Source organism: Rhodococcus wratislaviensis (assembly GCF_041228765.1).
GTDB classification, from domain to species: domain Bacteria; phylum Actinomycetota; class Actinomycetes; order Mycobacteriales; family Mycobacteriaceae; genus Rhodococcus_F; species Rhodococcus_F wratislaviensis.
The window spans coordinates 5,187,039-5,211,675 of record NZ_CP150488.1 but is presented as its reverse complement, the minus strand read 5'-3'; the positions used below and the strand labels follow the sequence as shown (position 1 = coordinate 5,211,675).

The following is a 24,637-nucleotide window of genomic DNA, read 5'->3' as shown; positions in this document are numbered from 1 at the left end:
GGTAGAACCTGTTTCACTTTTGTATGAAACGTGTTCTAATTCTTCTCGCGACAGAGACGTACGTCACGAAGCGAGTGGAGGACTTCAGATGAATCGGGTAGCGGGGAAGGTCGTTCTGATCACCGGAGCGGCGCGGGGGCAGGGTCGTAGTCATGCAGTGCATCTCGCCGACGAGGGCGCCGACATCATCGCCTTCGACCTCTGCGAGGACATCGCATCCAACGAATACTCGCTGGCGACCGAGGCCGATCTCGCGGAGACGGGACGGCTCGTCGAGAAGGCGGGGCGCCGGGTCGTCACCGCCAAGGTGGACGTGCGCGACCGCGCGGCCCTGCAGCGCGAACTCGACGCCGCGGTCGCGACGCTGGGCCGGCTGGACGTCGTGGTCGCCAATGCCGGGATCGCGCCTCTCGGGAACGACGTGCCCGTCGAGGGATTCGTCGATGCGTTCGACGTCGACTTCGTCGGAGTGATCAACACCATCCACTCGGCCCTTCCGCACCTGGACGCCGGTGCGTCGATCATCGCGACGGGATCGGTGGCCGGGCTGGTCCCGCAGACGGGCCTGAACGGTCAGCAGGCCCTGCAGGGGCCGGGCGGCGACGGCTACGGTCTCGCCAAGAAGATGCTGTGGACGTACACCAACTCGCTCGCGCTCACCCTGGGCCCGAAGTCCATCCGCGTCAACGCGATCCACCCCACGAACTGCAACACGGACATGCTGCAGAGCCCGCCGATGTTCCGCACGTTCCGCCCCGACCTGGAGAACCCGACCGCCGAGGACGCGAAAGTCACGTTCCCGTTCATGCAGGCGATGCCCACCCCGTGGGTCGAGCCCGAGGACATCTCGCACGCGGTGGTGTTCCTGTCGTCCGACGAGTCCCGGTTCGTCACCGGTCAGCAACTCCGGGTCGATGCGGGGGCGGGCCTCAAGCTCGGCGTCTGACGCCGATCCGATGAGGGTCCGGGCCGGTGTGCGGGCGCCGCCCGGGCCCTCGCCTTTCTCGTCAAATCTGATCGAACTGCTTGCGCAGCTTCGCCGGTGCCTTGATCCGCCAGGCGTCCTGCAGCAACTCGGTCAGCTGCGTGACGTCGACGTTCTCGAGGTCGACGAGGATCGAACCGTGACCGTCGTAGTGCGGAGTGGTGTAGAACGGCGCGCCCTGGGCCAGCAGGGCCGCCTTCTCGTCGAGGTCGCACATCACCACCAGGCCCCCGTCCGACTCGGCCCGTAACCGGGCGAGCAGCTTGCCCGCCACCTTCAGCGCCGGAGTGCGATACGAGGTGCTCTCCTGCACCTGGGGCAGGGACGCACCGATCGCCACGACGTCCGTCCAGGTCGGCATGAGCCCAGTATGGACCGCGGGATCCGGCCCCGGCACGCGTACGACTAAACTGCGGCGCGTGGCAACCCCGATGATCGCACCGTCCATTCTGTCTGCCGATTTCGCGCGTCTCGCCGAGGAGGCGGCCGCGGTCGCCGGTGCCGACTGGCTGCATGTCGACGTGATGGACGCTCATTTCGTGCCGAACCTGACGCTCGGCCTTCCTGTTGTGCAGAGCCTGCTCGCGGCGACGGACATCCCGCTCGACTGCCATCTCATGATCGACGACCCCGGTCGCTGGGCGCCGCCCTACGCGGAGGCGGGCGCGCACAACGTCACGTTCCACGCGGAGGCGACCGACGACCCCCGATCCGTGGCCCGCGACATCCGCGCCGCCGGGGCCAAGGCCGGCCTCAGCGTCAAGCCCGGCACGCCGATCGAGCCGTACCTCGAGATCCTGAAGGACTTCGACACCCTTCTCGTCATGAGCGTCGAGCCCGGCTTCGGTGGTCAGTCGTTCATCCCGGAGGTGCTGTCGAAGGCGAAGGCCGTCCGCCGTCTCGTCGACTCCGGTGAGCTGCGGCTGGTCGTGGAGATCGACGGCGGCATCAACGCCGACACCGTCGAGGCCGCCGCCGAGGCGGGCGTCGACTGCTTCGTCGCCGGGTCCGCCGTCTACGGCACGAGCGATCCCGCGGAGGCCGTGCGCGCCCTGCGCGCCAGCGCCGCCACGGCGTCGCCGCACCTGAGCCTGTCGCGGTAACGGCGCTCCGGCACATCGTGAACTCCCACGTGCGGCACGAGAATTCGGCTGCGGACCTCGACGCCGCGATGCAGATCGCCATCGGCGCCGCGGAGTCGGCGCGCGGGTTCACCAGCCCCAATCCGGCGGTCGGCGCGGTGGTCCTCGATTCCGCCGGGCGCATCGCCGGTGTCGGGATGACGCAGCCTCCCGGCGGTCCGCACGCGGAGGTCGTCGCACTGAGGGAGGCGGGGGACGCCGCCCGCGGCGGCACCGCCGTCGTCACGCTGGAACCGTGCAACCACCACGGGCGGACCGGGCCGTGTTCGCAGGCGCTCCTCGATGCCGGCGTGGTCGCGGTGCACTATGCGGTGGGCGATCCGAACCCCGAGGCCGCCGGCGGCGCGGAAACCCTCGTCTCGGCCGGTGTCGAGGTGACGTCCGGGCTGCGGGCCCAGGACGTCGAACGCGGGCCGCTCCGGGCCTGGCTGCACCGGCAGCGCACCGGACGGCCGCACGTGACCTGGAAGTACGCGGCCACCCTGGACGGGCGCAGCGCCGCCGCCGACGGCACCAGCCAGTGGATCACCGGTCCCGAGGCCCGGGAACGCGTCCACGCCGACCGGGCGAAACTCGACGCGATCGTGGTCGGCACCGGGACGGTGCTCGCCGACGACCCGCGGCTGACCGCCCGGATGCCCGACGGATCGCTCGCGGCGCACCAGCCGGTGCGCGTCGTCGTCGGACTCGGCGACATCCCGGCGGACGCCCGGGTCCTCGACGACTCCGCGCCCACCCTGCTGTTGCGCACACGCGACGTGGACGAGGTCCTCGCCGCTCTCGCCGAGTACACCGATGTGCTGCTCGAGGGCGGGCCGCGGCTGGCGGGCGCGTTCCTCGCCGCGGGCCGGGTCGACCGCATCCAGGCGTACCTCGCCCCGCTGGTCCTCGGCGCCGGCACGTCCGCGGTCACGGAGGCGGGTGTGCACACGATCGGCGGTGCGCTGCGGTTCCGTCACGAGTCGGTCGAAACAATCGGCCCCGATTTGTTGTTGAGTTTGGTTCCAGCAGTGTCCGACAACCCTGACAGTCACCGAACGTAGGAGAAGCCACAGTGTTCACCGGGATCGTCGAAGAGTTGGGTGAGGTCGTCGCCAAGGAGGAACTGGCCGACGCCGCACGGTTCACCGTCCGTGGTCCGGTCGTGACTTCCGACGCGTCGCACGGGGATTCGATCGCGGTGAACGGGGTGTGCCTGACCGTCGTGGAGGTGTTGGCCGACGGTTCCTTCACGGCTGATGTCATGCAGGAGACGCTGAACCGGTCGAGCCTGCAGAAGATCGACGTGGGCAGCCGCGTCAACCTCGAGCGGGCCGCCGCCCTGAACAGCCGCCTCGGCGGCCACCTCGTCCAGGGTCACGTGGACGGCACCGGGCACATCATCAGCCGCAGCCCGTCCGAGAACTGGGAGGTCGTGCGCATCGCGCTGCCCGACGCGATCTCCCGGTACGTCGTGGAGAAGGGCTCGATCACCGTCGACGGTGTGTCGCTGACGGTCTCGGCCCTCGGTGGTGAACGTGGCGAGGAATACTTCGAGATTTCACTCATCCCGACCACGCTGCAATTGACCACGCTCGGGGCGGCGTCCGTCGGGACGCCCGTCAACCTCGAGGTCGACGTGATTGCGAAGTATGTGGAGCGGCTGCAAGCGGCCGGCCGCTGAGTCGTACTGTTGAGGAGCATCCCACGGATGCATCCGTTGTATTCGAAGATGCCTAAGTCAAGACTTTGGAGACCGAGCACGTGACCAGGTTCGACAGTATCGAGCGCGCCGTTGCGGACATCGCCGCAGGCAAGGCAGTCGTCGTCGTCGACGACGAAGACCGCGAGAACGAGGGAGACCTCATCTTCGCCGCGGAGAAAGCCACCCCCGAGTTGGTTGCCTTCATGGTTCGATACACGTCCGGCTATCTCTGTGTGCCGCTCGACGGCGCCGACTGCGACCGCCTCGGCCTGCCTCCGATGTACGCCACCAACCAGGACAAGCACGGCACCGCGTACACCGTGACCGTCGACGCCCGCGAGGGCATCGGCACCGGCATCTCCGCGTCCGACCGCGCCGCCACCATGCGGTTGCTGGCCGACCCGTCCAGCGGCGCCCAGGACTTCACCCGGCCCGGCCACGTCGTGCCGCTGCGCGCCAAGGAGGGCGGCGTGCTGCGCCGTCCCGGCCACACCGAGGCCGCCGTCGACCTCGCCCGGATGGCGGACCTGCGGCCGGCGGGTGTGATCTGCGAGATCGTCAGCCAGAAGGACGAGGGCCACATGGCCCAGACCGACGAGCTGCGGGTCTTCGCCGACGACCACAACCTTGCCCTGATCTCCATCGCCGACCTCATCGCGTGGCGCCGCAAGCACGAGAAGCACGTGGAGCGGGTCGCGTCCGCGCGCATCCCCACCCGGCACGGCGAGTTCACGGCCGTCGGCTACCGGAGCATCTACGACGACGTCGAGCACGTGGCCCTGGTCCGCGGCGACCTGCCCGGCCCCGACGGCGACGGCAGTGACGTGCTCGTGCGCGTGCACTCCGAATGCCTCACCGGCGACGTGTTCGGTTCGTTGCGCTGCGACTGCGGGCCCCAGCTCGACGCCGCCCTGGACATGGTCGCGCAGGAGGGCCGCGGTGTGGTCCTCTACATGCGCGGACACGAGGGCCGGGGCATCGGCCTCATGCACAAACTGCAGGCCTACCAGCTGCAGGACGCGGGTTCGGACACCGTCGACGCCAACCTCGAGCTCGGCCTGCCCGCCGACGCCCGCGACTACGGCATCGGCGCGCAGATCCTGGTGGATCTGGGCATCTCCTCGATGCGCCTGCTCACCAACAACCCGGCCAAGCGGGTCGGTCTCGACGGGTACGGACTGCAGATCACCGAGCGGGTGTCGATGCCGCTGCGGGCGAACGCCGAGAACCTGACGTACCTGCGCACGAAGCGTGACCGCATGGGCCACGACCTGATCGGGCTCGACGACTTCGAAGCGGGAGAAATGCTGTGAGTGGTGAGGGACTGCCGGAGCTGCAACTCGGCGAGGCGGGCGACCTCCGGCTCGCCATCGTCGCCGGCAGCTGGCACGCCGAGATCTCCGAGGCGCTGATCGCCGGCGCGCAGCGGGTGGCGGCCGAGGCGAACGTGAAGAACGTCACGCTGGTCCGGGTCGCCGGTGCCATCGAGCTTCCGGTGGTGGCGCAGGCCCTGGCCCGCACGCACGACGCCGTCGTCGCGCTCGGTGTCGTGATCCGCGGCGGGACCCCGCACTTCGAATATGTCTGCGACGCGGTGACGGCCGGTCTGACCCGGGTCTCGCTGGACGAGAGCACCCCGGTCGGAAACGGTGTGCTCACCACGGACACCGAGCAGCAGGCCGTCGACCGCAGTGGCCTGCCCGGCTCCGTCGAGGACAAGGGCGGTCAGGCGTGCGCGGCCGCGCTCGACACCGCTGTCACGCTGGCACGACTGCGCCGCGCCGAGGAGTCCTTCGTATGATCCGGCTCCAGTCATGACCACTCCGCAATCCGAGTGGACACTCGTCGCGACGCCACGCAAGTCGCGGCGATACGCGATCGGTGTGGCGACCTTACTCGTCGTCGTGCATGTGACGTTCGCAATCCTGCTGCGCGGTGATTCGACGGGTGTGTACTTCCGCCTCGCCGACCAGCTGGCATTCGCGGGCATCGGCTGCCTCCTCGCGGCAGCCGTCCTGCTGCTGACCCGGCCCAGGGTGCGGGTCGGGCCCCGCGGCATCGCCGTGCGCAACGTCCTCGGGGAGCGCATCGTCGAGTGGGACCTGTACGAGGGGTTGTCCTTCCCCGACGGCGCGGCGTGGGCCCGGATCGAGCTACCCGACGACGAATACCTGGCCGTGATGGCCATCCAGTCGAACGATCGCGAATACGCCGTGGACGCCGTCGACCGCTTCCGCGCGCTCGCGTCGGAGTACGCACCGTCCTAACCCGGGGTCGGCCCTCCGCGACGTCGCGGATGCGGGGTTGGTCGGTGGCGCCGACTAACGTGGAGGGGTGCCCGATCCTTCGACATATCGCCCCGCGACCGGAACTGTTCCGGTCGATCCGGGGGTGTACAAGTTCCGCGATCCGCACGGCCGGGTCATCTATGTCGGGAAGGCGAAGAGTCTTCGATCACGGCTGAATTCCTATTTCGCCGACGTCTCGACGCTGCACCCGCGCACCCGCCAGATGGTGACCACGGCCGGCAGCGTCGAGTGGACCGTGGTGAGCACCGAGGTCGAGGCTCTCCAGCTCGAGTACAACTGGATCAAGGAATTCGATCCCCGGTTCAACGTCCGCTACCGCGACGACAAGACGTACCCGGTTCTCGCGGTCACCCTGAACGAGGAATACCCCCGGCTGTTCGTCTACCGCGGGCCCCGGCGCAAGGGTGTCCGCTACTTCGGTCCCTACTCGCACGCGTGGGCCATCCGCGAAACCCTCGACCTGCTGCTGCGGGTGTTCCCCGCACGAACCTGCTCGGCCGGGGTGTTCAAGCGTCACAACCAGATCGGCCGTCCCTGCCTGCTCGGCTACATCGACAAGTGCTCCGCGCCGTGCGTCGGACGCGTGTCCGCGGCCGAACACCGCAAGATCGTCGAGGACTTCTGCGACTTCCTGTCGGGACGCACCGACAAGCTGGTCCGGCAGCTCGAGGCCCGGATGCAGGAGGCGTCGGAAGAACTCGACTTCGAGACGGCGGCGCGGCTGCGCGACGACGTGGGCGCGTTGCGGCGAGCGCTCGAGAAGCAGGCCGTCGTGCTCGGTGACGGCACCGACGCCGACGTCGCCGCGTTCGCGACCGACGAGCTCGAGGCCGCGGTCCAGGTCTTCCACGTCCGGGGTGGCCGCGTGCGCGGTCAGCGCGGCTGGGTGGTCGAGAAGGCCGGCGACGTCATCGACTGGGCCAGCGTCGATTCCGAGGCGGGATCGGACCTGCCGCTGCTCGTGGAGCAGTTCCTCACCCAGTTCTACGGTGAGCAGGCGGCGCTGTCGGGCGCGACCGACCAGGAGGCCGGCACCAGCGGCGTGCCGCGGGAGGTCCTGGTGCCCGTGCTGCCGCCCGACGCCGAACAGGTGCAGGAGTGGCTCAGCGGTCTCCGCGGATCCGCGGTCCGCCTCCGCGTGCCGCAGCGCGGCGACAAGAAGGCTCTCGCCGAGACCGTGCAGCGGAACGCGATGGAGGCATTGCAGCAGCACAAGCTGCGCCGCGCCGGCGACTTCACGTCGCGGTCGGCGGCCCTGCAGGGCATCCAGGAGGCCCTCGACCTGGACTCGGCGCCCCTGCGCATCGAATGCGTCGACATCAGTCATGTGCAGGGCACCGACGTGGTGGCCTCCCTCGTCGTCTTCGAGGACGGCCTTCCCCGTAAGTCCGACTACCGCCACTACGCGATCAAGGAGGCCGCGGGCGACGGTCGCTCCGACGACGTCGCCAGCATCGCCGAGGTCACCCGGCGGCGGTTCCTCCGGCACAACCGTGACGTCGGGGTGCTGCGCGCCGAAGCGGCCGGGGCGGACGCCGACCAGGTGTCGGGGGACGGCGGCGACCTCGCCCCGGAGGCGGCGATCGACCCGCAGACCGGCCGGCCGCGGCGGTTCGCGTACCCACCGAATCTGTTCGTCGTGGACGGCGGGGCCCCGCAGGTGGCCGCGGCCTCGGCGGTGCTCGACGAACTGGGCATCACCGACGTCGCGGTGATCGGGCTGGCCAAGCGGCTCGAGGAGGTGTGGGTGCCGGGGGAGGAGGACCCGGTGATCCTCCCGCGCACGAGCGAGTCGCTGTACCTCCTGCAGCGGGTGCGCGACGAGGCCCACCGCTTCGCGATCACGTTCCACCGCAGCAAGCGGTCCCGCCGGATGACGGCATCCGCACTCGACTCCGTCCGCGGGCTCGGTGAGACCCGGCGCAAGGCCCTGGTGACGCATTTCGGTTCCGTCGCCCGACTCAAGCAGGCCTCCGTCGAGGAGATCACCGCGGTCCCCGGCATCGGAACGGCCACGGCGAAAGCGGTACTCACCGCTCTCGGGGCGGAGGAACCGTCTGCGGACGTCGCGGGAGTGGGGGATGATGAACCAGATCGGAACGGGCCGGGCACGGCAGATCAGAACGGCGCGGATCTTCCCCGCGAACCGGTAGCACAGCACGGCCAGGCAGCACAGAGCGCTTCGCAACGGACAGGTGTCGAGTGAACGAGCAGCACGCGCAGAGCGACCGTCCACCCACGGTTCGGCCGATGGACTTCCTTCTCGTCACCGGGCTCTCCGGGGCGGGGCTGCAGACGGCGGCGAAGGTCCTCGAGGACCTCGGGTGGTACGTCGCGGACAACCTTCCCCCGGAACTGATTTCCCGGATGGTGGATCTGAGCCTGGAATCCGATTCGCGGCTCGAGCGGCTCGCCGTCGTCATCGACGTGCGCAGCCGGTTGTTCACCGGCGACCTCGGCTGGGTCCTCACCGAACTGGAAAGCAAACCCGTGCACACACGGGTGCTGTACCTCGACGCGTCGGACGAGGTCCTGGTGCGCCGGTTCGAACAGGTACGCCGCAGCCACCCGCTGTCGGGTGGAGGCGCCGAGGGCACCCTGTCGGAGGGCATCGCCGCCGAGCGCGATCAGCTCGCGAAGGTGAAGGCCGCCGCGGATCTGGTGATCGACACGTCGTCCCTCGCCGCGCACCAGTTGCGGCAGAAGATCGAGGACGCGTTCGGCGACGCCGAGAACCGGACCATGCAAGTAACAGTCCAGTCGTTCGGTTTCAAGTACGGTCTTCCGATGGACGCCGATCTCGTCTGCGACGTCCGCTTCCTGCCCAACCCGCACTGGATACCCGAGTTGCGTCCGCACACCGGGCAGAGTGCGGACGTGCGGGACTACGTGTTGTCGCAGGACGGTGCCGAGGACTATCTCGCCACCTATCACCACCTGCTGGATCTGACGATCGCGGGATATCGTCGGGAGGGGAAGCGCTACATGACCATCGCGGTGGGGTGCACCGGAGGGAAACATCGGAGTGTCGCGATGTCGGAGGCCTTGGCGAGCCGACTCGGAAAGGACTCCGGGCTGAACGTGCGTGTCGTCCATCGTGATCTGGGGCGCGAATGAGGCCGGTGCACCAGCCGCCTGCGATCGTCGCGCTCGGCGGCGGCCACGGACTGTTCGCCACTCTCAGTGCCGCGCGCCGGCTCAGCCGTGACGTCACGGCGGTCGTGACCGTCGCGGACGACGGCGGATCCTCGGGACGGCTGCGCGCCGAACTGGGTGTCATCCCGCCGGGGGATCTGCGGATGGCGCTCGCCGCACTCGCCGCGGACGACCCCGAGGTGCAGGACTGGACGGACACCATCCAGCACCGCTTCGGCGGAATCGGCGCCCTCGCCGGCCACTCGGTGGGCAATCTCATCCTGGCCGGCCTCACCGAGGTGCTCGGCGACCCCGTCGCCGCGCTGGACGAACTCGCCCGGTTGCTGCGGATCAACGGGCGGGTGCTACCGATGTCGCCGATCGCCCTGGACATCGAGGCCGACGTGCAGGGCCTCGAGGCGGACCCGCGGGTCAGCCGCTGCATCCGCGGTCAGGTCGCGGTCGCGACCACGCCCGGCAAGGTGCGCCGCGTGCGTCTGCTGCCGGCGAATCCGCCCGCGTGCCCGGACGCGGTCCGGGCGATCGACGTGGCAGACATGGTCGTCCTCGGTCCGGGATCGTGGTTCTCCAGCGTCATCCCGCACGTCCTCGTGCCGGAACTCCTCGACACGCTGATCGCCACCGCCGCGCGGAAGGTGCTGGTGCTCAACCTGGCTCCGGAGCCGGGCGAGACGGCAGGATTCTCCACCGAGCGTCATCTGCACGTACTGTCCCAACACGCACCCGAACTCACCGTCGACTTCGTCGTGGTCGATTCGGGTTCGGTGCCACCGGGGCGCGAGCGCGAGCACCTCGCCCGCGCCGCCGGACAGTTCCAGGCACGCGTCGTGTACGCCGACGTGTCGGAGCACGGCACCCACACGCACCATGCAGGAAAACTTGCGTCCGTTCTCGAACAGCTCTGGAGCGACCCCGACGCGGGGTCTCGGGGGAGCGAAGTGGCCGAGACACCAGAGGAAAGGGAGAGCGCTTCGTGGCAATGACAGCAGAGGTCAAAGACGAACTCAGTCGTCTCGTCATCACTCATGTGAGTTGCCGGAAGGCCGAGGTCTCGTCGCTGCTGCGGTTCGCCGGGGGATTGCACATCGTCGGCGGCCGGGTAGTGGTCGAGGCGGAAGTGGACCTGGGGTCCACGGCCCGCCGGTTGCGCCGCGAGATCTTCGACCTGTTCACCTACAGCGCCGACGTCCACGTCCTCAGTGCGGGCGGGCTGCGCAAGTCGTCCCGGTACATCGTGCGGGTCGCGAAGGAGGGCGAGGCTCTCGCCCGCCAGACCGGTCTCCTGGACCTGCGGGGACGCCCCGTGCGCGGGCTTCCCGCGCAGGTGGTCGGTGGCAGTGTCGCCGACGCGGAGGCCGCGTGGCGCGGCGCGTTCCTGGCGCACGGTTCGCTGACCGAGCCGGGGCGATCGTCCGCGCTCGAGGTCAGCTGCCCGGGCCCGGAGGCGGCGCTCGCCCTCGTCGGGGCGGCGCGCAGGCTGGGCATCTCCGCGAAGGCCCGCGAGGTCCGCGGCACCGACCGGGTGGTGATCCGTGACGGCGAGGCCATCGGCGCACTGCTCACCCGGATGGGGGCCCAGGACACCCGCCTCGTGTGGGAGGAACGCCGCATGCGCCGGGAGGTCCGTGCCACCGCCAACCGGCTCGCCAACTTCGACGACGCCAACCTGCGCCGGTCCGCGCGGGCGGCCGTCGCGGCCGCTGCCCGCGTCGAACGGGCCCTCGACATCCTGGGTGACGAGGTTCCCGACCATCTGGCGGCGGCCGGTCACCTCCGGGTGGAGCACCGGCAGGCGTCCCTGGAGGAACTCGGCCAGCTCGCCGACCCGCCGATGACGAAGGACGCCGTGGCCGGCCGCATCCGGCGGTTGCTGTCCATGGCAGACCGCAAGGCCAAGGAAACCGGCATCCCCGACACCGAGTCGGCCGTCACCGCAGACCTTCTCGACGACGCCTGACCGTCGCCGGCAGTCGCCGCCCGCCACCCCCACTCCCCGGACGAACGGGACGCTCGTTGCGTCAGATCGAACGAGCGTCCCGTTCGTCCGGGTCGGGGCGGCCGGAAAGGTGCCCGGAGGTGACTGCGCGCGCGAGTGGCATGCGCACTAGGGTAAGAGCCACATCGACCGATGAACCCTCGCGCCGACCACCGTCGGTGGTGTCGTAGCGGCGCGGGAGCAGAGCTGCACAACCAGAATCATGCGCAAAGGAGCAGATTGTGACTGTCCGGGTAGGCGTAAACGGTTTCGGCCGTATCGGGCGTAACTTCTTCAGGGCGGTGGATGCGCAGAAGGCGCTCGGAACCACCGACATCGAGATTGTGGCGGTCAACGACCTCACGGACAACGCTACGCTGGCGCATCTCCTGAAGTACGACTCCATCCTGGGTCGTCTCCCGCACGACGTCTCGCTCGAAGGTGAAGACACCATCGTCGTCGGAAACCAGAAGATCAAGGCACTCGCCATCAAGGAAGGCCCCGCGGCGCTTCCCTGGGGTGACCTGGGCGTCGACGTCGTCGTCGAGTCCACCGGAATCTTCACCGACGCAGCCAAGGCGAAGGGCCACCTCGAGGCCGGCGCCAAGAAGGTCATCATCTCCGCCCCGGCCAAGGGCGAGGACATCACCATCGTGATGGGCGTCAACGACGACAAGTACGACGGCAGCCAGAACATCATCTCCAACGCCTCGTGCACCACCAACTGCCTCGGCCCCATCGCCAAGGTGCTCGACGACGAGTTCGGCATCGTCAAGGGCCTCATGACCACGGTCCACGCCTACACCCAGGACCAGAACCTGCAGGACGGCCCGCACAGCGACCTGCGTCGCGCCCGCGCCGCCGCCCTGAACGTGGTCCCCACCGGCACCGGTGCCGCCAAGGCCATCGGCCTGGTCCTCCCGCAGCTGCTCGGCAAGCTGGACGGCTACGCGCTGCGTGTCCCGATCCCCACGGGCTCGGTGACCGACCTCACCGCGAACCTGAAGAAGTCGGCCAGCGTCGAGGACATCAACGCCGCGATGAAGGCCGCCGCCGAGGGACCGCTCAAGGGCATCCTGAAGTACACGGACGCCCCGATCGTGTCGTCCGACATCGTCACCGACCCCCACAGCTCGATCTTCGACTCCGGCCTCACCAAGGTCATCGACGATCAGGCCAAGATCGTGTCCTGGTACGACAACGAGTGGGGTTACTCCAACCGTCTGGCCGACCTCATCGGTCTCGTCGCCAAGTCTCTCTGAGCGAAGGTCCGGTAACAGTGGCAGTACAGACTCTCGACGATCTGCTGAACGCTGGGGTCGAGGGGCGCGCCGTGCTGGTGCGCTCCGACCTCAACGTTCCGCTCGACGGTGACCGGATCACCGATCCCGGGCGCATCATCGCTTCCGCGCCGACGCTGAAGGCGTTGGCGGAGGCGGGCGCCAAGGTCATCGTCACCGCCCATCTGGGTCGCCCCAAGGGCGAGCCCGACCCGCAGTACTCCCTCGCACCGGTGGCGGTGAAGCTCGCCGAGGTGCTGGGACGCAACGTCCAGCTCGCCGGCGACGTCGTCGGGCAGGACGCTCTGGCACGGGCCGAGGGGCTCACGGACGGCGACGTTCTCCTGCTGGAGAACATCCGCTTCGATCCGCGGGAGACCAGCAAGGACGAGGCCGAGCGGACGAAGCTCGCCAAGGCCCTGGTCGAACTCGTCGGCGACGACGGCGCGTTCGTGTCCGACGGGTTCGGTGTCGTGCACCGCGCGCAGGCGTCGGTGTACGAGGTGGCCAAGCTGCTCCCGCATTACGCGGGCACGCTCGTCGAAGCCGAGATCAAGGTGCTCGGCAAGCTCACCGAGGAGCCCGAGCGGCCGTACGCGGTCGTGCTCGGTGGGTCGAAGGTGTCGGACAAGCTCGCGGTGATCGAGGCGCTGGCCCCCAAGGTCGACACCCTCGTCATCGGTGGCGGCATGTACTACACGTTCCTGGCGGCGCAGGGCGTTTCGGTCGGCAACTCGCTGTGCGAGGAGTCGATGATCGACACGTGCAAGGCGCTGCTCGAGCAGTACGCCGACGTGATCCACATCCCGCAGGACGTGGTCATCGCCGATTCGTTCTCGGCCGACGCCGAGTCGAAGATCGTCTCGGTACTCGAGATTCCGGACGGCTGGATGGGTCTCGACATCGGACCGCAGTCGGTTCGCCGGTTCGCCGCGATCCTGACCAGCGCGAAGACCGTGTTCTGGAACGGCCCGATGGGCGTGTTCGAGTTCGAGAAGTTCGCCGCGGGCACCAAGGGTGTCGCCGAGGCGATCATCGAGGCCACCGGGAAGGGCGCGTACAGCGTCGTCGGTGGCGGTGACTCCGCCGCGGCGGTGCGCCAGCTCGGTCTGCCCGAGGACGGGTTCTCGCACATCTCCACCGGTGGCGGCGCCTCCCTCGAGTACCTCGAGGGCAAGGAACTCCCCGGCATCGCAGTTCTGGAGGGCTGAGGCATGGCACGGAAGCCGCTGATCGCCGGCAACTGGAAGATGAATCTGAACCACCTCGAGGCCATCGCGCTGGTTCAGAAGATCGCCTTCTCGCTCCCGGCGAAGTACTTCGACAAGGTCGACGTGACGGTGATCCCGCCGTTCACCGACATCCGCAGCGTGCAGACCCTCGTCGAGGGCGACAAGCTCCTGCTCACCTACGGTGCGCAGGACGTGTCGGCCCAGGATTCGGGTGCGTACACCGGTGAGATCAGCGGCTCCATGCTGGCCAAGCTGGGCTGCACGTTCGTCGTCGTCGGGCACTCGGAGCGCCGGACCCTGCACTGCGAGGACAACGACACCGTGCTGGCCAAGACCAAGGCCGCGCTGAAGAACGGGATCACCCCGATCGTCTGCATCGGTGAGGGTCTCGACGTGCGCGAGGCCGGCGAGCACGTGTCCTACAACGTCGAACAGTTGCGGGGCTCGCTCGCCGGACTGTCCGCCGAGGACATCGCCAAGGTCGTCATCGCGTACGAGCCGGTGTGGGCCATCGGAACCGGTCGCGTGGCCAGTGCCGCGGACGCGCAGGAAGTGTGCGCCGCGATCCGCGCCACGCTCGGTGAGCTCGCCTCGCCGGACGTCGCGTCCGGTGTCCGCGTTCTCTACGGCGGTAGCGTCAACGCCAAGAACGTCGGCGAGATCGTCGGTCAGACCGATGTGGACGGCGCCCTGGTGGGCGGCGCCTCACTGAAGGCCGACGAGTTCGCCACCCTGTCGGCGATCGCCGCGGGCGGACCTCTGCCGTAAGGCGCCTTCGGCGCCCGTGCGCCTTTCCGGCAGCGCTAGGTACCGGAAAGGCGCACGGGCGCGGAGCGCCTGTAGGGTGTACGAGGTCGTTGTTGTTCCTACTGGATGGGTGGACGTAAACAGACATGGAACTGTTTCTGGATATCTTGCTGGTGGTCACCAGCTTGCTGCTGATTCTGCTGGTGCTGCTGCACCGCGGTAAGGGCGGCGGTCTGTCCAGCCTGTTCGGCGGTGGCGTCCAGTCGAGCCTGTCCGGTTCCACCGTGGTCGAGAAGAACCTCGACCGGCTCACCGTCTTCACCGGCCTGATCTGGTTGATCGCCATCATCGGCATCGGCCTGGAGATCAAGTTCGGCTGATCGGCTTCATCATGCAGACGGGCCGTCACCGGTCGATACTGGATGAATGATCGAAACCCCACGTGAGGCCACTGAACCACTCCGCGAAGACATTCGGCTCCTGGGCGGCATCCTCGGTCAGATAGTGCGGGAACAGGCCGGGGACAGCGTCTTCGACCTCGTCGAGAAGGCCAGGGTCGAATCGTTCCGGGTTCGTCGTTCCGAAATCGACCGCGCAGATCTGGCGGACATGTTCACCCAGGTCTCCACGAGCGACACCATCCCCGTCATCCGGGCCTTCAGCCACTTCGCCCTGCTGGCGAATCTCGCCGAGGACATCCACCGCGAACGCCGGCGCGCCGTCCACGTCGCCGCCGGTGAACCCGCCCCCGACAGCACGCTGACCGCCACGTTCGCCAAACTCGACGCCGCGCACCTCGGCAGCGACGTCGTCGCGGACGCGTTGCGCGGGGCGCTCGTGTCGCCGGTCATCACCGCCCATCCCACCGAGACCCGCCGCCGGACGGTGTTCGAGACCCAGTCCCGCATCACCGAGCTGATGCGCTACCGCGAGCGCACCGCCCTGACCGAGACCGAGACGGCCGACGTCGACGTCCGGCTGCGACGGCAGATCCTCACCCTGTGGCAGACCGCACTGATCCGGTTGTCGCGGTTGCGGATCCAGGACGAGATCGAGGTCGGACTGCGGTACTACGACGCCGCACTGTTCGAGGTCGTCCCGAAGATCAACGCCGAACTGCGCAGCGCCCTGCGATCGCGGTGGCCGGACGCGGATCTGGGCCGGGAGCCGATTCTGCGTCCCGGGTCGTGGATCGGCGGAGACCGCGACGGCAACCCCTATGTCACCGACGAGGTGGTCCGGCAGGCCACCATCCGTGCCGCGGCCACCGCGCTCGAGCACCACCTCGGGGAACTCGAGACACTCGAACGTGAACTGTCGATGTCGGCTCGCCTCGTCACCGTCACCCCCGCTCTCGACCTCCTGGCCGCGGCGTCGCAGGACGATTCCCCGTTCCGCGCCGACGAGCCCTACCGGCGCGCGGTGCGGGGCATCCGGGGGCGTCTCACGGCCACCGCGCACAGCATTCTGGGTGAGGCAACCGATCACGGGCTCGACCTCGGGCTCGCACCGTACGACTCGCCACGGCAGATGCTCGACGAACTGGACGTCGTCGACGACTCCCTGCGGCGTGGCGGCGACGGCACCATCGCCGACGACGGGCTCGCGGGCCTGCGGGACTCGGTGGAGGTGTTCGGTTTCCACCTCTCCGGACTGGACATGCGGCAGAACTCGGACGTGCACGAGACCGTCGTCGCCGAGCTGCTGGCGTGGGCGGGCGTGCACGCCAACTACCCGTCGCTGTCCGAGGACGAGCGGGTGGAGTTGCTGTCGGCGGAGCTGTCCACCCGGCGACCACTGACCACCGCGAACGCGGACTTCAGCGAGCTGACCACGAAGGAACTCGCCATTCTCCAGGCCGGCGCCGACGCGGTGCGGACCCTCGGTGCGGGCGCCGTGCCCAACTACATCATCAGCATGTGCACCTCCGTCAGCGACATGCTCGAGGCCGCCGTGCTGCTGAAGGAGGTGGGTCTGCTCGACCCCGGATCGGGGGAGGCGCCGTCCTGCCCGGTGGGGATCGTGCCGCTGTTCGAGACGATCGAGGACCTGCAGCAGGGGGCCGCCACGCTCGAGGCCACCCTCGAGGTGCCGATCTACCGGGCGCTGGTGACGTCGCGCGGCGACTCGCAGGAAGTGATGCTCGGGTACTCCGATTCCAACAAGGACGGCGGCTACCTGGCGGCCAACTGGGCGCTGTACCGCGCCGAGCTGGATCTGGTCGACGCCGCCCGCAAGACGGGAATCCGGTTGCGGCTCTTCCACGGTCGCGGCGGCACCGTGGGTCGCGGCGGCGGCCCCAGCTACGAGGCGATCCTCGCGCAACCGCCCGGCGCGGTGGCCGGGTCGTTGCGGATCACCGAACAGGGTGAGGTGATCGCCGCCAAGTACGCGGAACCCCGCCTCGCGCAACGCAATCTGGAAACGCTGCTCGCCGCGACCCTCGAAGCCACCCTGCTCGACGTCGAGGGACTCGGCGACGACGCGGAACCGGCGTACCGCATTCTCGACGAGCTCGCGGCGCTGGCCCGCCGCGCGTACGGCGAATTGGTGCACGAGACACCCGGATTCGTGGAGTACTTCGAGATGTCGACTCCGGTCGCGGAGATCGGTGCCCTCAACATCGGCAGCCGCCCCGCCTCACGGAAGCAGACCACGTCCATCTCCGACCTCCGGGCCATCCCGTGGGTGCTGTCGTGGAGCCAGTCCCGGGTCATGCTGCCCGGGTGGTACGGCACGGGTGCGGCGTTCGAGGAATGGACGCAGGGCGACCCCGAGCGGGTGGCCACGCTGTCCCGCCTGTACGAGACGTGGCCGTTCTTCCGGACCGTGCTGTCGAACCTGGCCATGGTGATGTCGAAGTCCGACATGGGTCTCGCGGCCCGCTACGCGGAACTGGTTCCCGACGAGGAACTCCGCCGGCGGGTGTTCGGCAAGATCGCCGAGGAACACGAACGGACCATCCGGATGTACAAGGCGATCACCGGGAACGACACCCTGTTCGCCGACAACCCCGGTCTGGAGAGGTCGGTGCACAATCGGTTCCCGTACCTCGAGCCCCTCAACCACCTGCAGGTGGAACTGCTGCGCCGCTACCGGGCCGGGGACGACAGTGATCAGACGCGCCGCGGCATCCAGCTCACGATGAACGGGCTGGCGACCGCGCTGCGCAACAGCGGGTAGCGCGCCGGTTCCCGCGTCCCGCGAGAAGCGAGTGAACTTTCTTGCGGGGCGGGGGAACCGAACCGTCCGTCGCTGCGTCAAAACGGGAAAGAGCACGAACGTTTCCGAGACGAAGTGGGGCGACGGATGAGGCGTTGCGCGGGCAACCCGGACTACTGGCGCGGGGGAGTGGGACGGCGGGGGACGAGCGCGGCGAGCCCGCGTCGGGCCGGTCGGATCGTCACCGAATGCCGGGTCACCCGGTCACCGGTCGAGCGGGACCCTCGGTCGCCCGCCGGGTTGCCGGCGGACGACGACGAGGACCCCGTCGGATGAGAGCGTCAGCCCGGCAGCCGGGACGCGGCCGACGTGTCGAGCAGCCACCGGGTGGCCGACAGTCCGCGCGCCCCGGATGCCGGGATCTCGACGGGCGGAGCGCCCGCGATCGCGGCGGCCACGGCCTCGGCCTTGGCGTCGCCCGCCACGACGAGCCACACCTCGTCGGCGTGCCGGACAGCGGGCAGGGTCAGCGTGACCCGCACCGGCGGCGGCTTGGGGGAGTCCGTCACCGCGACGACGAACCGGTGCTCCTCGCGTACCGCGTCGGTGTCGGGGAACAGCGAATTGACGTGTCCCTCACCGCCCATGCCGAGCAGGTGGACATCGAAGACCGGAACCTGCTTGCCGTCGGCGTGGGCCCCGAGCACCTGCGCGTACGCGACGGCAGCCGCCTCCGGATCGTTCTCGTAGATGCCGTCGGCGACGGGCATGGTGTGCACCCGGTCGGGGTCGACGTCGACGTGGTCGAGCAGTGCGGCCCGCGCCTGCACGTCGTTGCGTTCCGGGTCGCCGGCCGACAGGAAGCGCTCGTCACCCCAGTAGATGTCGATCGCGCGCCAGTCGATGTCGCCTGGGTTCTCCCGCACCTTCTCGAGCAGCCCGATGCCGGTTCCGCCTCCGGTGAGGACGACCGACGCCGTACCACGGTCCTTCTGGGCGGCGACGACGGTGGCGACGAACCGCTCCGCGGCCCTCGTCACCAGCGTGTCGGTGTCGGGGTGGACTTCTACATGGATGTCACTCATAGGTCACCTTCGTCAGCCCGGCGAGTGCGGTCTCGTAGACCTCGTCGGCGTCGAGCCTGCGTAGTTCTTCGGCCAGGCACTCGCTCGTTTCCCGCCTGCGGAGCGCGACCCGCGCATCGGGTTTGCCGGTGCGTGTCAGCGTCGCCGTGGTGCCGGTCTGGGGGCGGCTGATGGTCAGAGCACCACCGTCGGCGAAGTTGATCTCCACGAACAGCGGGCCGACCCGCCGGGTGACGGGGACGTCGACGCGGCTCGCCAACCACCCCGCGATCATGTCGACGGCGGGCTCGTCCACCAGCCCGGACACCACAGCGGACGTGATCGGCGAGTGCGGCGGCTGATCGACGGCCGAGGTCAGGAGCGCACGCCAGTAGGTGATGCGACTCCAGGCCAGGTCCGAGTCACCGGACGAGTACGACGCGAGGCGGCTCTTGATCTCGGCGGCCGGATCCGCGCGATCGGTCGCGTCGGTGATGCGGCGGATCGCCAGCTTGCCCACCGGGTCCTCGGCGGGGACCTCCGGGGCCGTCTCCGGCCACCACACGACGACGGGAGTGTCGGGGAGGAGGAACGGCACCACCACGCTGCTCTCGTGGTCGGCGAGTTCGCCGAACAGCCGGAGCACGACGACCTCCGACGCACCGGCGTCGCCGCCGACGCGGATCTGCGCGTCCAGGCGGGGTTCCGCGTCACGGGACCCCCAGGCGACGACGATGACGCGGCACGGATGCTCCCGGCTCGCCTCGTTGGCGGCGTCGATGATGTCCTCCGAGTACTCACTGTCGCGGGTGCATACCACCAGCGTGAGGACTCGCCCCAGGGTCACTGCGCCGCCGGTCTTGCGCACCTCCACCAGTTTCTTGTTGACCTGTCCGGTGGTGGTCGCGGGAATGTCGATGATCATCTACGGCCTTCTCCATTCGCGACCGGTACGTTGCATCATTTCGTCTGCCGACGGCGGGCCCCACGTGCCGGCCTCGTACGGTTCCGGCCTGCCACCCGCAGCCCAGTGCCCGAGCGCGGGGTCGAGGATCTCCCAGGACAGTTCGACCTCGGCGTTCACGGGGAACAGCGAGGGCTCACCGAGGAGCACGTCGAGGATGAGGCGCTCGTACGCCTCGGGCGACGACTCCGTGAACGCCTGACCGTAGCTGAAGTCCATGTTGACGTCGCGGACTTCCATGCTCGACCCCGGCACCTTGGACCCGAACCGCATGGTCACACCCTCGTCCGGCTGCACCCGGATGACGAGGGCGTTCTGCCCCAGTTCCTCGGTCATCGTCTGATCGAACGGCAGATGCGGTGCGCGCTTGAAGATCACGGCGATCTCGGTGACCCGGCGGCCGAGCCGCTTCCCGGTGCGGAGGTAGAACGGCACCCCCGCCCAGCGGCGGGTGTCGACCTCGAGGGTGATGGCCGCGAACGTCTCCGTGGTGGAGTCCTTCGAGAACCCTTCCTCCTCCAGCAGTCCGACCACCCGGGTACCGCCCTGCCAGCCGCCCGCGTACTGGCCGCGTGCCGTGGTCTCGTCGAGCGGCTGGGCGAGCCTGGTGGCGGAGAGCACCTTGATCTTCTCCGCCTGCAACTCGGACGGTTCGAAGCTGATCGGCTCCTCCATCGCGGTGAATGCGAGAAGTTGCAGCAGATGATTCTGGATGACGTCGCGCGCCGCCCCGATGCCGTCGTAATACCCGGCGCGTCCACCGAGACCGATGTCCTCGGCCATGGTGATCTGGACGTGATCCACGTAGTGGGCGTTCCAGATCGGATCGAACAACTGGTTCGCGAAGCGCAACGCCAGAATGTTCTGGACGGTCTCCTTGCCGAGGTAATGGTCGATCCGGAAGACCGTGTCCTCCGGGAAGACCTCGTTCACGACCGCGTTGAGCTCACGTGCGCTCTCGAGGTCGTGACCGAACGGCTTCTCGATGACCACCCGGCGCCACTGGTCGTCGTTCGACTGCGCGAGACCGGCCTCGGACAGCTGCTTCAGGACCACCGGGAACGCGTCCGGCGGAATCGCGAGATAGAACCCGTGATTGCCGCCGGTCCCGCGTTCGCGTTCGAGCGTCCCGAGAGTGTTGGCCAGTTCCTGGAAGGCGGCCGGGTCGTCGAAGCTGCCCTTGACGAAACGCAGGCCCTCCGACAGTCGCTCCCAGACGTCCTCCCGGAACGGGGTGCGGGAATGGTCGCGCACGGCATCGTGGACGATCTTGCCGAAGTCCTCGTCCGACCAATCCCTGCGGGCGAACCCGACGAGAGCGAACCCGGGCGGCAGAAGACCACGATTGGCCAGATCGTAGATGGCGGGCATCAACTTGCGCCGGGCCAGGTCGCCGGTGACACCGAAGATCACCAGCGCACACGGCCCGGCGATGCGTGGTAGGCGCTTGTCCCTACCGTCGCGGAGTGGATTGACCCAATCGTCTGACGCTGCGGGCTCGCTCACGTATCAGCTCTTCTGCCCTGCTGCGCGCAGCTGCTCCGCGGTGGCCTCCAGGAGCTCGGTCCAGGACACCTCGAACTTGTCGACGCCCTCGTCCTCGAGGACCTTGAACACGTCGGTGAGGTCGATGCCGACGGCGCTGAGCTTGTCGAACACCTCCTGCGACTCGACCGCGGTGCCGGACACCGTGTCGCCGGCGACCTCACCGTGATCGGCGAACGCGTCGAGAGTCTTCTCCGGCATCGTGTTCACGGTGTTCGGAGCCACCAGTTCGGCGACGTACAGAGTGTCGGGGTAATCGGGGTTCTTGACTCCCGTCGACGCCCAGAGCGCGCGCTGCGGGCGCGCACCATCGGACAGCAGACCCTGGAACCGCGGCTGCACCTCGAAAATCTGCTGGTACGCGGCGTACGCCAGGCGGGCGTTGGCGACGGCGGCCTTGCCGCGCAGCTCCAGCGCCTCGGGGGTGCCGATCTTGTCGAGCCGCTTGTCGATCTCCGTGTCGACACGGGAGACGAAGAACGAGGCCACCGAGTGGATGCGGGACAGGTCGTGACCGGCCGCCTTCGCCGCCTCGAGGCCGTCCAGGTACGCGCCCATGACGAGTTCGTAGCGCTCCACCGAGAAGATCAGCGTGACGTTGACGCTGATCCCCTCACCGAGCACCTTGGCGATGGCGGGGATACCGGCCTCGGTGGCCGGAATCTTGATGAACAGGTTGGGGCGGTCGACGATCTTCCACAGTTCGACGGCCTGCGCGACCGTCTTGTCGGCGTCGTGCGCGAGGCGCGGGTCGACCTCGATGGACACCCGTCCGTCGACGCCGTGGCTCGCCTCGAACTGCGGGGCGAGAACGTCGCAGGCGGCGCGCACGTCGTCGGTGGTCACCGTGCGGATGGTGGCCTCGACGTCGGCACCGCGCTCGGCGAGCTCCCGGACCTGTGCGTCGTAGACGTGGCCCTTGCTGAGTGCGGCCTGGAAGATCGACGGGTTGGTGGTGACACCGACGACGGACTTGGTCGCGACGAGCTCGGCGAGGTTGCCGGACTCGATGCGGTCACGGGAGAGGTCGTCGAGCCACACCGACACGCCTGCTTCGGAGAGCTTCTGGAGGTTGGGGTTCTGAGTCATGGCGGTCTATCCCTTCACGCGTGCGAGTGAGCGCCGTGCGGCGGCGGTGACGGCTTCGGCGGTGAAACCGAACTCGCGGAACAGGGTCTTGTAGTCGGCGGAGGCGCCGAAGTGCTCGATGGAGACGATTTCGCCCGCGTCGCCGACGAAGCGGTACCAGGGCATGGAGATGCCGGCTTCGACGGAGACCCGCGCCTTGACCGTCGGGGGGAGGACGCCGTCGCGGTAGGCCTGGTCCTGGGCGTCGAACCATTCGACGCAGGGCATGGACACGACCCGGGTGGGGATGCCGTCGGCCTCGAGGGTCTCGCGGGCGGCGACGGCGAGTTGCAGCTCGGATCCGGTGCCGATGAGCACGACCTCCGGTGCCCCGGTGGAGGCGTCGGCGAGGACGTAGCCGCCGCGGGAGACACCCTCGTAGCTGGTGCCCTCGAGGACGGGGAGGTCCTGGCGGGTCAGGGCGAGGCCGGCGGGAGCGCGGGTGGCCTCGTCGGCGCCCTTCTCGAGGACGGCGCGCCAGGCGTGGGCGGTCTCGTTGGCGTCGCCGGGCCGCACGACGTACAGGCCGGGGATCGCGCGCAGCGCGGCGAGGTGCTCGATCGGCTGGTGGGTGGGCCCGTCCTCGCCGAGTCCGATGGAGTCGTGCGTCCACACGTAGGTGACCGGGGTCTTCATGATCGCGGCGAGTCGCACGGCGGGACGCATGTAGTCGCTGAAGACGAGGAAGGTGCCGCCGTAGGGGCGGGTCGGTCCGTGCAGCGCGATGCCGTTGAGGATCGAGCCCATGGCGTGTTCGCGGACCCCGAAGTGCAGGGTGCGGCCGTAGGGCTGGGCCGTCCACATCCGGGTGGAGATGGCTTCGGGGCCGAACGAGTCGGCGCCCTTGATGGTGGTGTTGTTGCTCTCGGCGAGGTCGGCGGAGCCGCCCCACAGTTCGGGGAGCACCGGTCCGACGGCGTTGAGAACGGCGGCGGACGCCTTGCGGGTCGCGACGCCCTTGGGATCGGGCTCCCAGGTGGGGAGGACGTCGGCCCAGCCGGCGGGAAGGTCGCGGCCGATCAGACGGTCGAGGAGCTTCTTGCCCTCGGGGGCGCGCTGCGTCCACTCGTCGTACTGGGCCTGCCATTCCTTGTGTGCCTGCGCGCCGCGCTCGACGACCTTGCGGGTGTGGGCGATGACCTCGTCGGCGACCTCGAACGTCTTGTCCGGATCGAAGCCGAGAGCCTTCTTCACGGCCGCGACCTCGTCGGCGCCGAGGGCGGCGCCGTGCGCCGCGCCCGTGTTCATCTTGGTCGGTGCGGGGAAACCGATGATCGTGCGAAGCAGGATCAGCGACGGCTTGTCGGTGACCTCGCGGGCCTTGTTCAGGGCCTCTTCGATGGCGACGACGTTCTCGCCGCCCTCGACGATCTGCACGTGCCAGCCGTACGCCTCGTAGCGGGCGGCGGTGTCCTCGGACAGCGCGATGGCGGTGTCGTCCTCGATGGAGATCTTGTTGTCGTCGTAGATCAGGGTGAGGTTGCCGAGCTGCTGGACGCCGGCGATGGAGGAGGCCTCGGAGGTGACGCCTTCCTCGATGTCGCCGTCGGAGGCGATGACGTAGATGTGGTGGTCGAACGGGCTGTCGCCGAGGGCGGGCTCGGGGTCGAAGAGGCCGCGTTCGCGGCGGGCGGCCATCGCCATGCCCACGGCGGAGGCGAGGCCCTGACCGAGCGGCCCGGTGGTGATCTCGACACCGCGGGTGTGGCCGTGTTCGGGGTGGCCGGGGGTCTTCGAGCCCCACGTGCGCAGCGCCTCCAGGTCGTCGAGTTCGAGACCGTAGCCGGCGAGGTACAGCTGGATGTACAGGGTGAGGCTGGAGTGCCCGCAGGACAGCACGAACCGGTCGCGACCGATCCAGTCGGCGTCCGTGGGGTCGTGGCGCATGACGCGCTGGAAGAGGGTGTAGGCGAGGGGGGCGAGGCTCATGGCCGTGCCGGGGTGACCGTTACCCACCTTCTGCACCGCGTCCGCGGCGAGCACCCGGATGGTGTCGACGGCCTTGGTGTCCAGTTCGGTCCAGTCGGCGGGGTGAACCGGTTGCGTGAGGACGTGGATGTCGTCTGTGATCGACACGGGCAGAAGTCTCCTGACATGGGTGAACGTGGAGCCTGAGGATGCGTGGGCCTCTTGTGCGACTCCAGCCTAGTGTGCGGTCGTATCCGGGTCGATTCGGTTCGCGCATTACGGCGGTCTACCATCGTTTGTAGTAGACGGCCGGCCGTCGCGAACGACTTCGGGAGCAGGCGGCGGCATTCGGATGT

The 24,637-nt window shown here is 68.9% G+C and carries 22 protein-coding genes; 16 read left to right on the top strand and 6 right to left on the bottom strand.

Features of this window, described 5'->3' with window-relative positions; genetic code table 11:
• Positions 1–88 precede the first annotated feature (88 nt).
• Complete coding sequence (locus WKC72_RS24040; protein ID WP_128638658.1) at positions 89–946, top strand: mycofactocin-coupled SDR family oxidoreductase; 858 nt, start codon at positions 89–91, stop codon at positions 944–946.
• Positions 947–1,007: 61 nt separating this feature from the next.
• On the opposite strand, the gene WKC72_RS24035 is transcribed toward WKC72_RS24040, so the two are convergent.
• Positions 1,008–1,346, bottom strand: a complete 339-nt coding sequence (locus WKC72_RS24035; RefSeq protein ID WP_037237830.1) for an MmcQ/YjbR family DNA-binding protein — start codon at positions 1,344–1,346, stop codon at positions 1,008–1,010.
• Positions 1,347–1,404: 58 nt separating this feature from the next.
• Between WKC72_RS24035 and rpe the strand changes: the two genes are divergently transcribed.
• The 15 genes from rpe to ppc all read left to right on the top strand — a co-directional run bounded on the left by rpe (position 1,405) and on the right by ppc (position 17,693).
• Complete coding sequence (gene rpe, locus WKC72_RS24030) at positions 1,405–2,088, top strand: ribulose-phosphate 3-epimerase (protein ID WP_037237828.1); 684 nt, start codon at positions 1,405–1,407, stop codon at positions 2,086–2,088.
• 29 nt (positions 2,089–2,117) lie between these two features.
• Positions 2,118–3,170 (top strand): bifunctional diaminohydroxyphosphoribosylaminopyrimidine deaminase/5-amino-6-(5-phosphoribosylamino)uracil reductase RibD, encoded by a 1,053-nt coding sequence (ribD, locus tag WKC72_RS24025; RefSeq protein ID WP_037237826.1) that lies wholly within the window; start codon positions 2,118–2,120, stop codon positions 3,168–3,170.
• A gap of 11 nt (positions 3,171–3,181) precedes the next feature.
• Positions 3,182–3,790, top strand: a complete 609-nt coding sequence (locus WKC72_RS24020) for a riboflavin synthase (protein WP_005241761.1) — start codon at positions 3,182–3,184, stop codon at positions 3,788–3,790.
• A gap of 80 nt (positions 3,791–3,870) precedes the next feature.
• Positions 3,871–5,124, top strand: a complete 1,254-nt coding sequence (locus tag WKC72_RS24015; protein ID WP_009480441.1) for a bifunctional 3,4-dihydroxy-2-butanone-4-phosphate synthase/GTP cyclohydrolase II — start codon at positions 3,871–3,873, stop codon at positions 5,122–5,124.
• On the top strand, positions 5,121–5,612 hold the full coding sequence (gene ribH / locus WKC72_RS24010) for a 6,7-dimethyl-8-ribityllumazine synthase (protein ID WP_005241766.1): 492 nt from the start codon (positions 5,121–5,123) through the stop codon (positions 5,610–5,612). The genes WKC72_RS24015 and ribH overlap by 4 nt, the downstream gene beginning before the upstream one ends.
• Before the next feature lie 13 nt (positions 5,613–5,625).
• A complete protein-coding gene (locus WKC72_RS24005; RefSeq protein ID WP_112300758.1) occupies positions 5,626–6,078 on the top strand; it encodes a PH domain-containing protein in 453 nt (150 codons plus the stop codon).
• Positions 6,079–6,145: 67 nt separating this feature from the next.
• Entirely contained in the window at positions 6,146–8,326 is a 2,181-nt protein-coding gene (gene uvrC, locus WKC72_RS24000; protein WP_370179675.1) for an excinuclease ABC subunit UvrC, read from the top strand.
• Between the two features lie 44 nt (positions 8,327–8,370).
• A complete protein-coding gene (rapZ, locus tag WKC72_RS23995; RefSeq protein WP_043943921.1) occupies positions 8,371–9,237 on the top strand; it encodes an RNase adapter RapZ in 867 nt (288 codons plus the stop codon).
• Positions 9,234–10,259, top strand: a complete 1,026-nt coding sequence (gene yvcK / locus WKC72_RS23990; RefSeq protein ID WP_005241779.1) for a uridine diphosphate-N-acetylglucosamine-binding protein YvcK — start codon at positions 9,234–9,236, stop codon at positions 10,257–10,259. The genes rapZ and yvcK overlap by 4 nt, the downstream gene beginning before the upstream one ends.
• Positions 10,250–11,233: a DNA-binding protein WhiA gene (gene whiA, locus WKC72_RS23985; RefSeq protein WP_037237817.1), complete on the top strand. Its 984-nt coding sequence runs from the start codon at positions 10,250–10,252 to the stop codon at positions 11,231–11,233. The genes yvcK and whiA overlap by 10 nt, the downstream gene beginning before the upstream one ends.
• A 260-nt stretch (positions 11,234–11,493) precedes the next feature.
• Positions 11,494–12,513: a type I glyceraldehyde-3-phosphate dehydrogenase gene (gene gap / locus WKC72_RS23980; protein WP_005241784.1), complete on the top strand. Its 1,020-nt coding sequence runs from the start codon at positions 11,494–11,496 to the stop codon at positions 12,511–12,513.
• A 17-nt stretch (positions 12,514–12,530) separates the two neighbouring features.
• Positions 12,531–13,742 (top strand): phosphoglycerate kinase, encoded by a 1,212-nt coding sequence (pgk, locus tag WKC72_RS23975; protein WP_005241786.1) that lies wholly within the window; start codon positions 12,531–12,533, stop codon positions 13,740–13,742.
• A 3-nt stretch (positions 13,743–13,745) separates the two neighbouring features.
• A complete protein-coding gene (tpiA, locus tag WKC72_RS23970; protein WP_037237815.1) occupies positions 13,746–14,531 on the top strand; it encodes a triose-phosphate isomerase in 786 nt (261 codons plus the stop codon).
• A 125-nt stretch (positions 14,532–14,656) separates the two neighbouring features.
• Complete coding sequence (gene secG, locus WKC72_RS23965) at positions 14,657–14,890, top strand: preprotein translocase subunit SecG (RefSeq protein WP_005241788.1); 234 nt, start codon at positions 14,657–14,659, stop codon at positions 14,888–14,890.
• Between the two features lie 46 nt (positions 14,891–14,936).
• A complete protein-coding gene (gene ppc, locus WKC72_RS23960; RefSeq protein ID WP_370179669.1) occupies positions 14,937–17,693 on the top strand; it encodes a phosphoenolpyruvate carboxylase in 2,757 nt (918 codons plus the stop codon).
• 320 nt (positions 17,694–18,013) lie between these two features.
• On the opposite strand, the gene pgl is transcribed toward ppc, so the two are convergent.
• From pgl to tkt, 5 genes are read right to left on the bottom strand one after another with little or no spacing between them, the layout of a single operon-like run.
• Positions 18,014–18,757, bottom strand: coding sequence for a 6-phosphogluconolactonase (gene pgl, locus WKC72_RS23955; protein ID WP_370179667.1), 744 nt, complete (start codon positions 18,755–18,757; stop codon positions 18,014–18,016).
• On the bottom strand, positions 18,750–19,661 hold the full coding sequence (opcA, locus tag WKC72_RS23950) for a glucose-6-phosphate dehydrogenase assembly protein OpcA (RefSeq protein ID WP_112300761.1): 912 nt from the start codon (positions 19,659–19,661) through the stop codon (positions 18,750–18,752). The genes pgl and opcA overlap by 8 nt, the downstream gene beginning before the upstream one ends.
• Positions 19,662–21,206 (bottom strand): glucose-6-phosphate dehydrogenase, encoded by a 1,545-nt coding sequence (gene zwf / locus WKC72_RS23945; RefSeq protein ID WP_370179664.1) that lies wholly within the window; start codon positions 21,204–21,206, stop codon positions 19,662–19,664.
• Between the two features lie 3 nt (positions 21,207–21,209).
• Positions 21,210–22,334, bottom strand: a complete 1,125-nt coding sequence (tal, locus tag WKC72_RS23940; protein ID WP_037237803.1) for a transaldolase — start codon at positions 22,332–22,334, stop codon at positions 21,210–21,212.
• A 6-nt stretch (positions 22,335–22,340) separates the two neighbouring features.
• Positions 22,341–24,449, bottom strand: a complete 2,109-nt coding sequence (gene tkt / locus WKC72_RS23935) for a transketolase (RefSeq protein WP_128638654.1) — start codon at positions 24,447–24,449, stop codon at positions 22,341–22,343.
• Between the last annotated feature and the right edge of the window lie 188 nt (positions 24,450–24,637).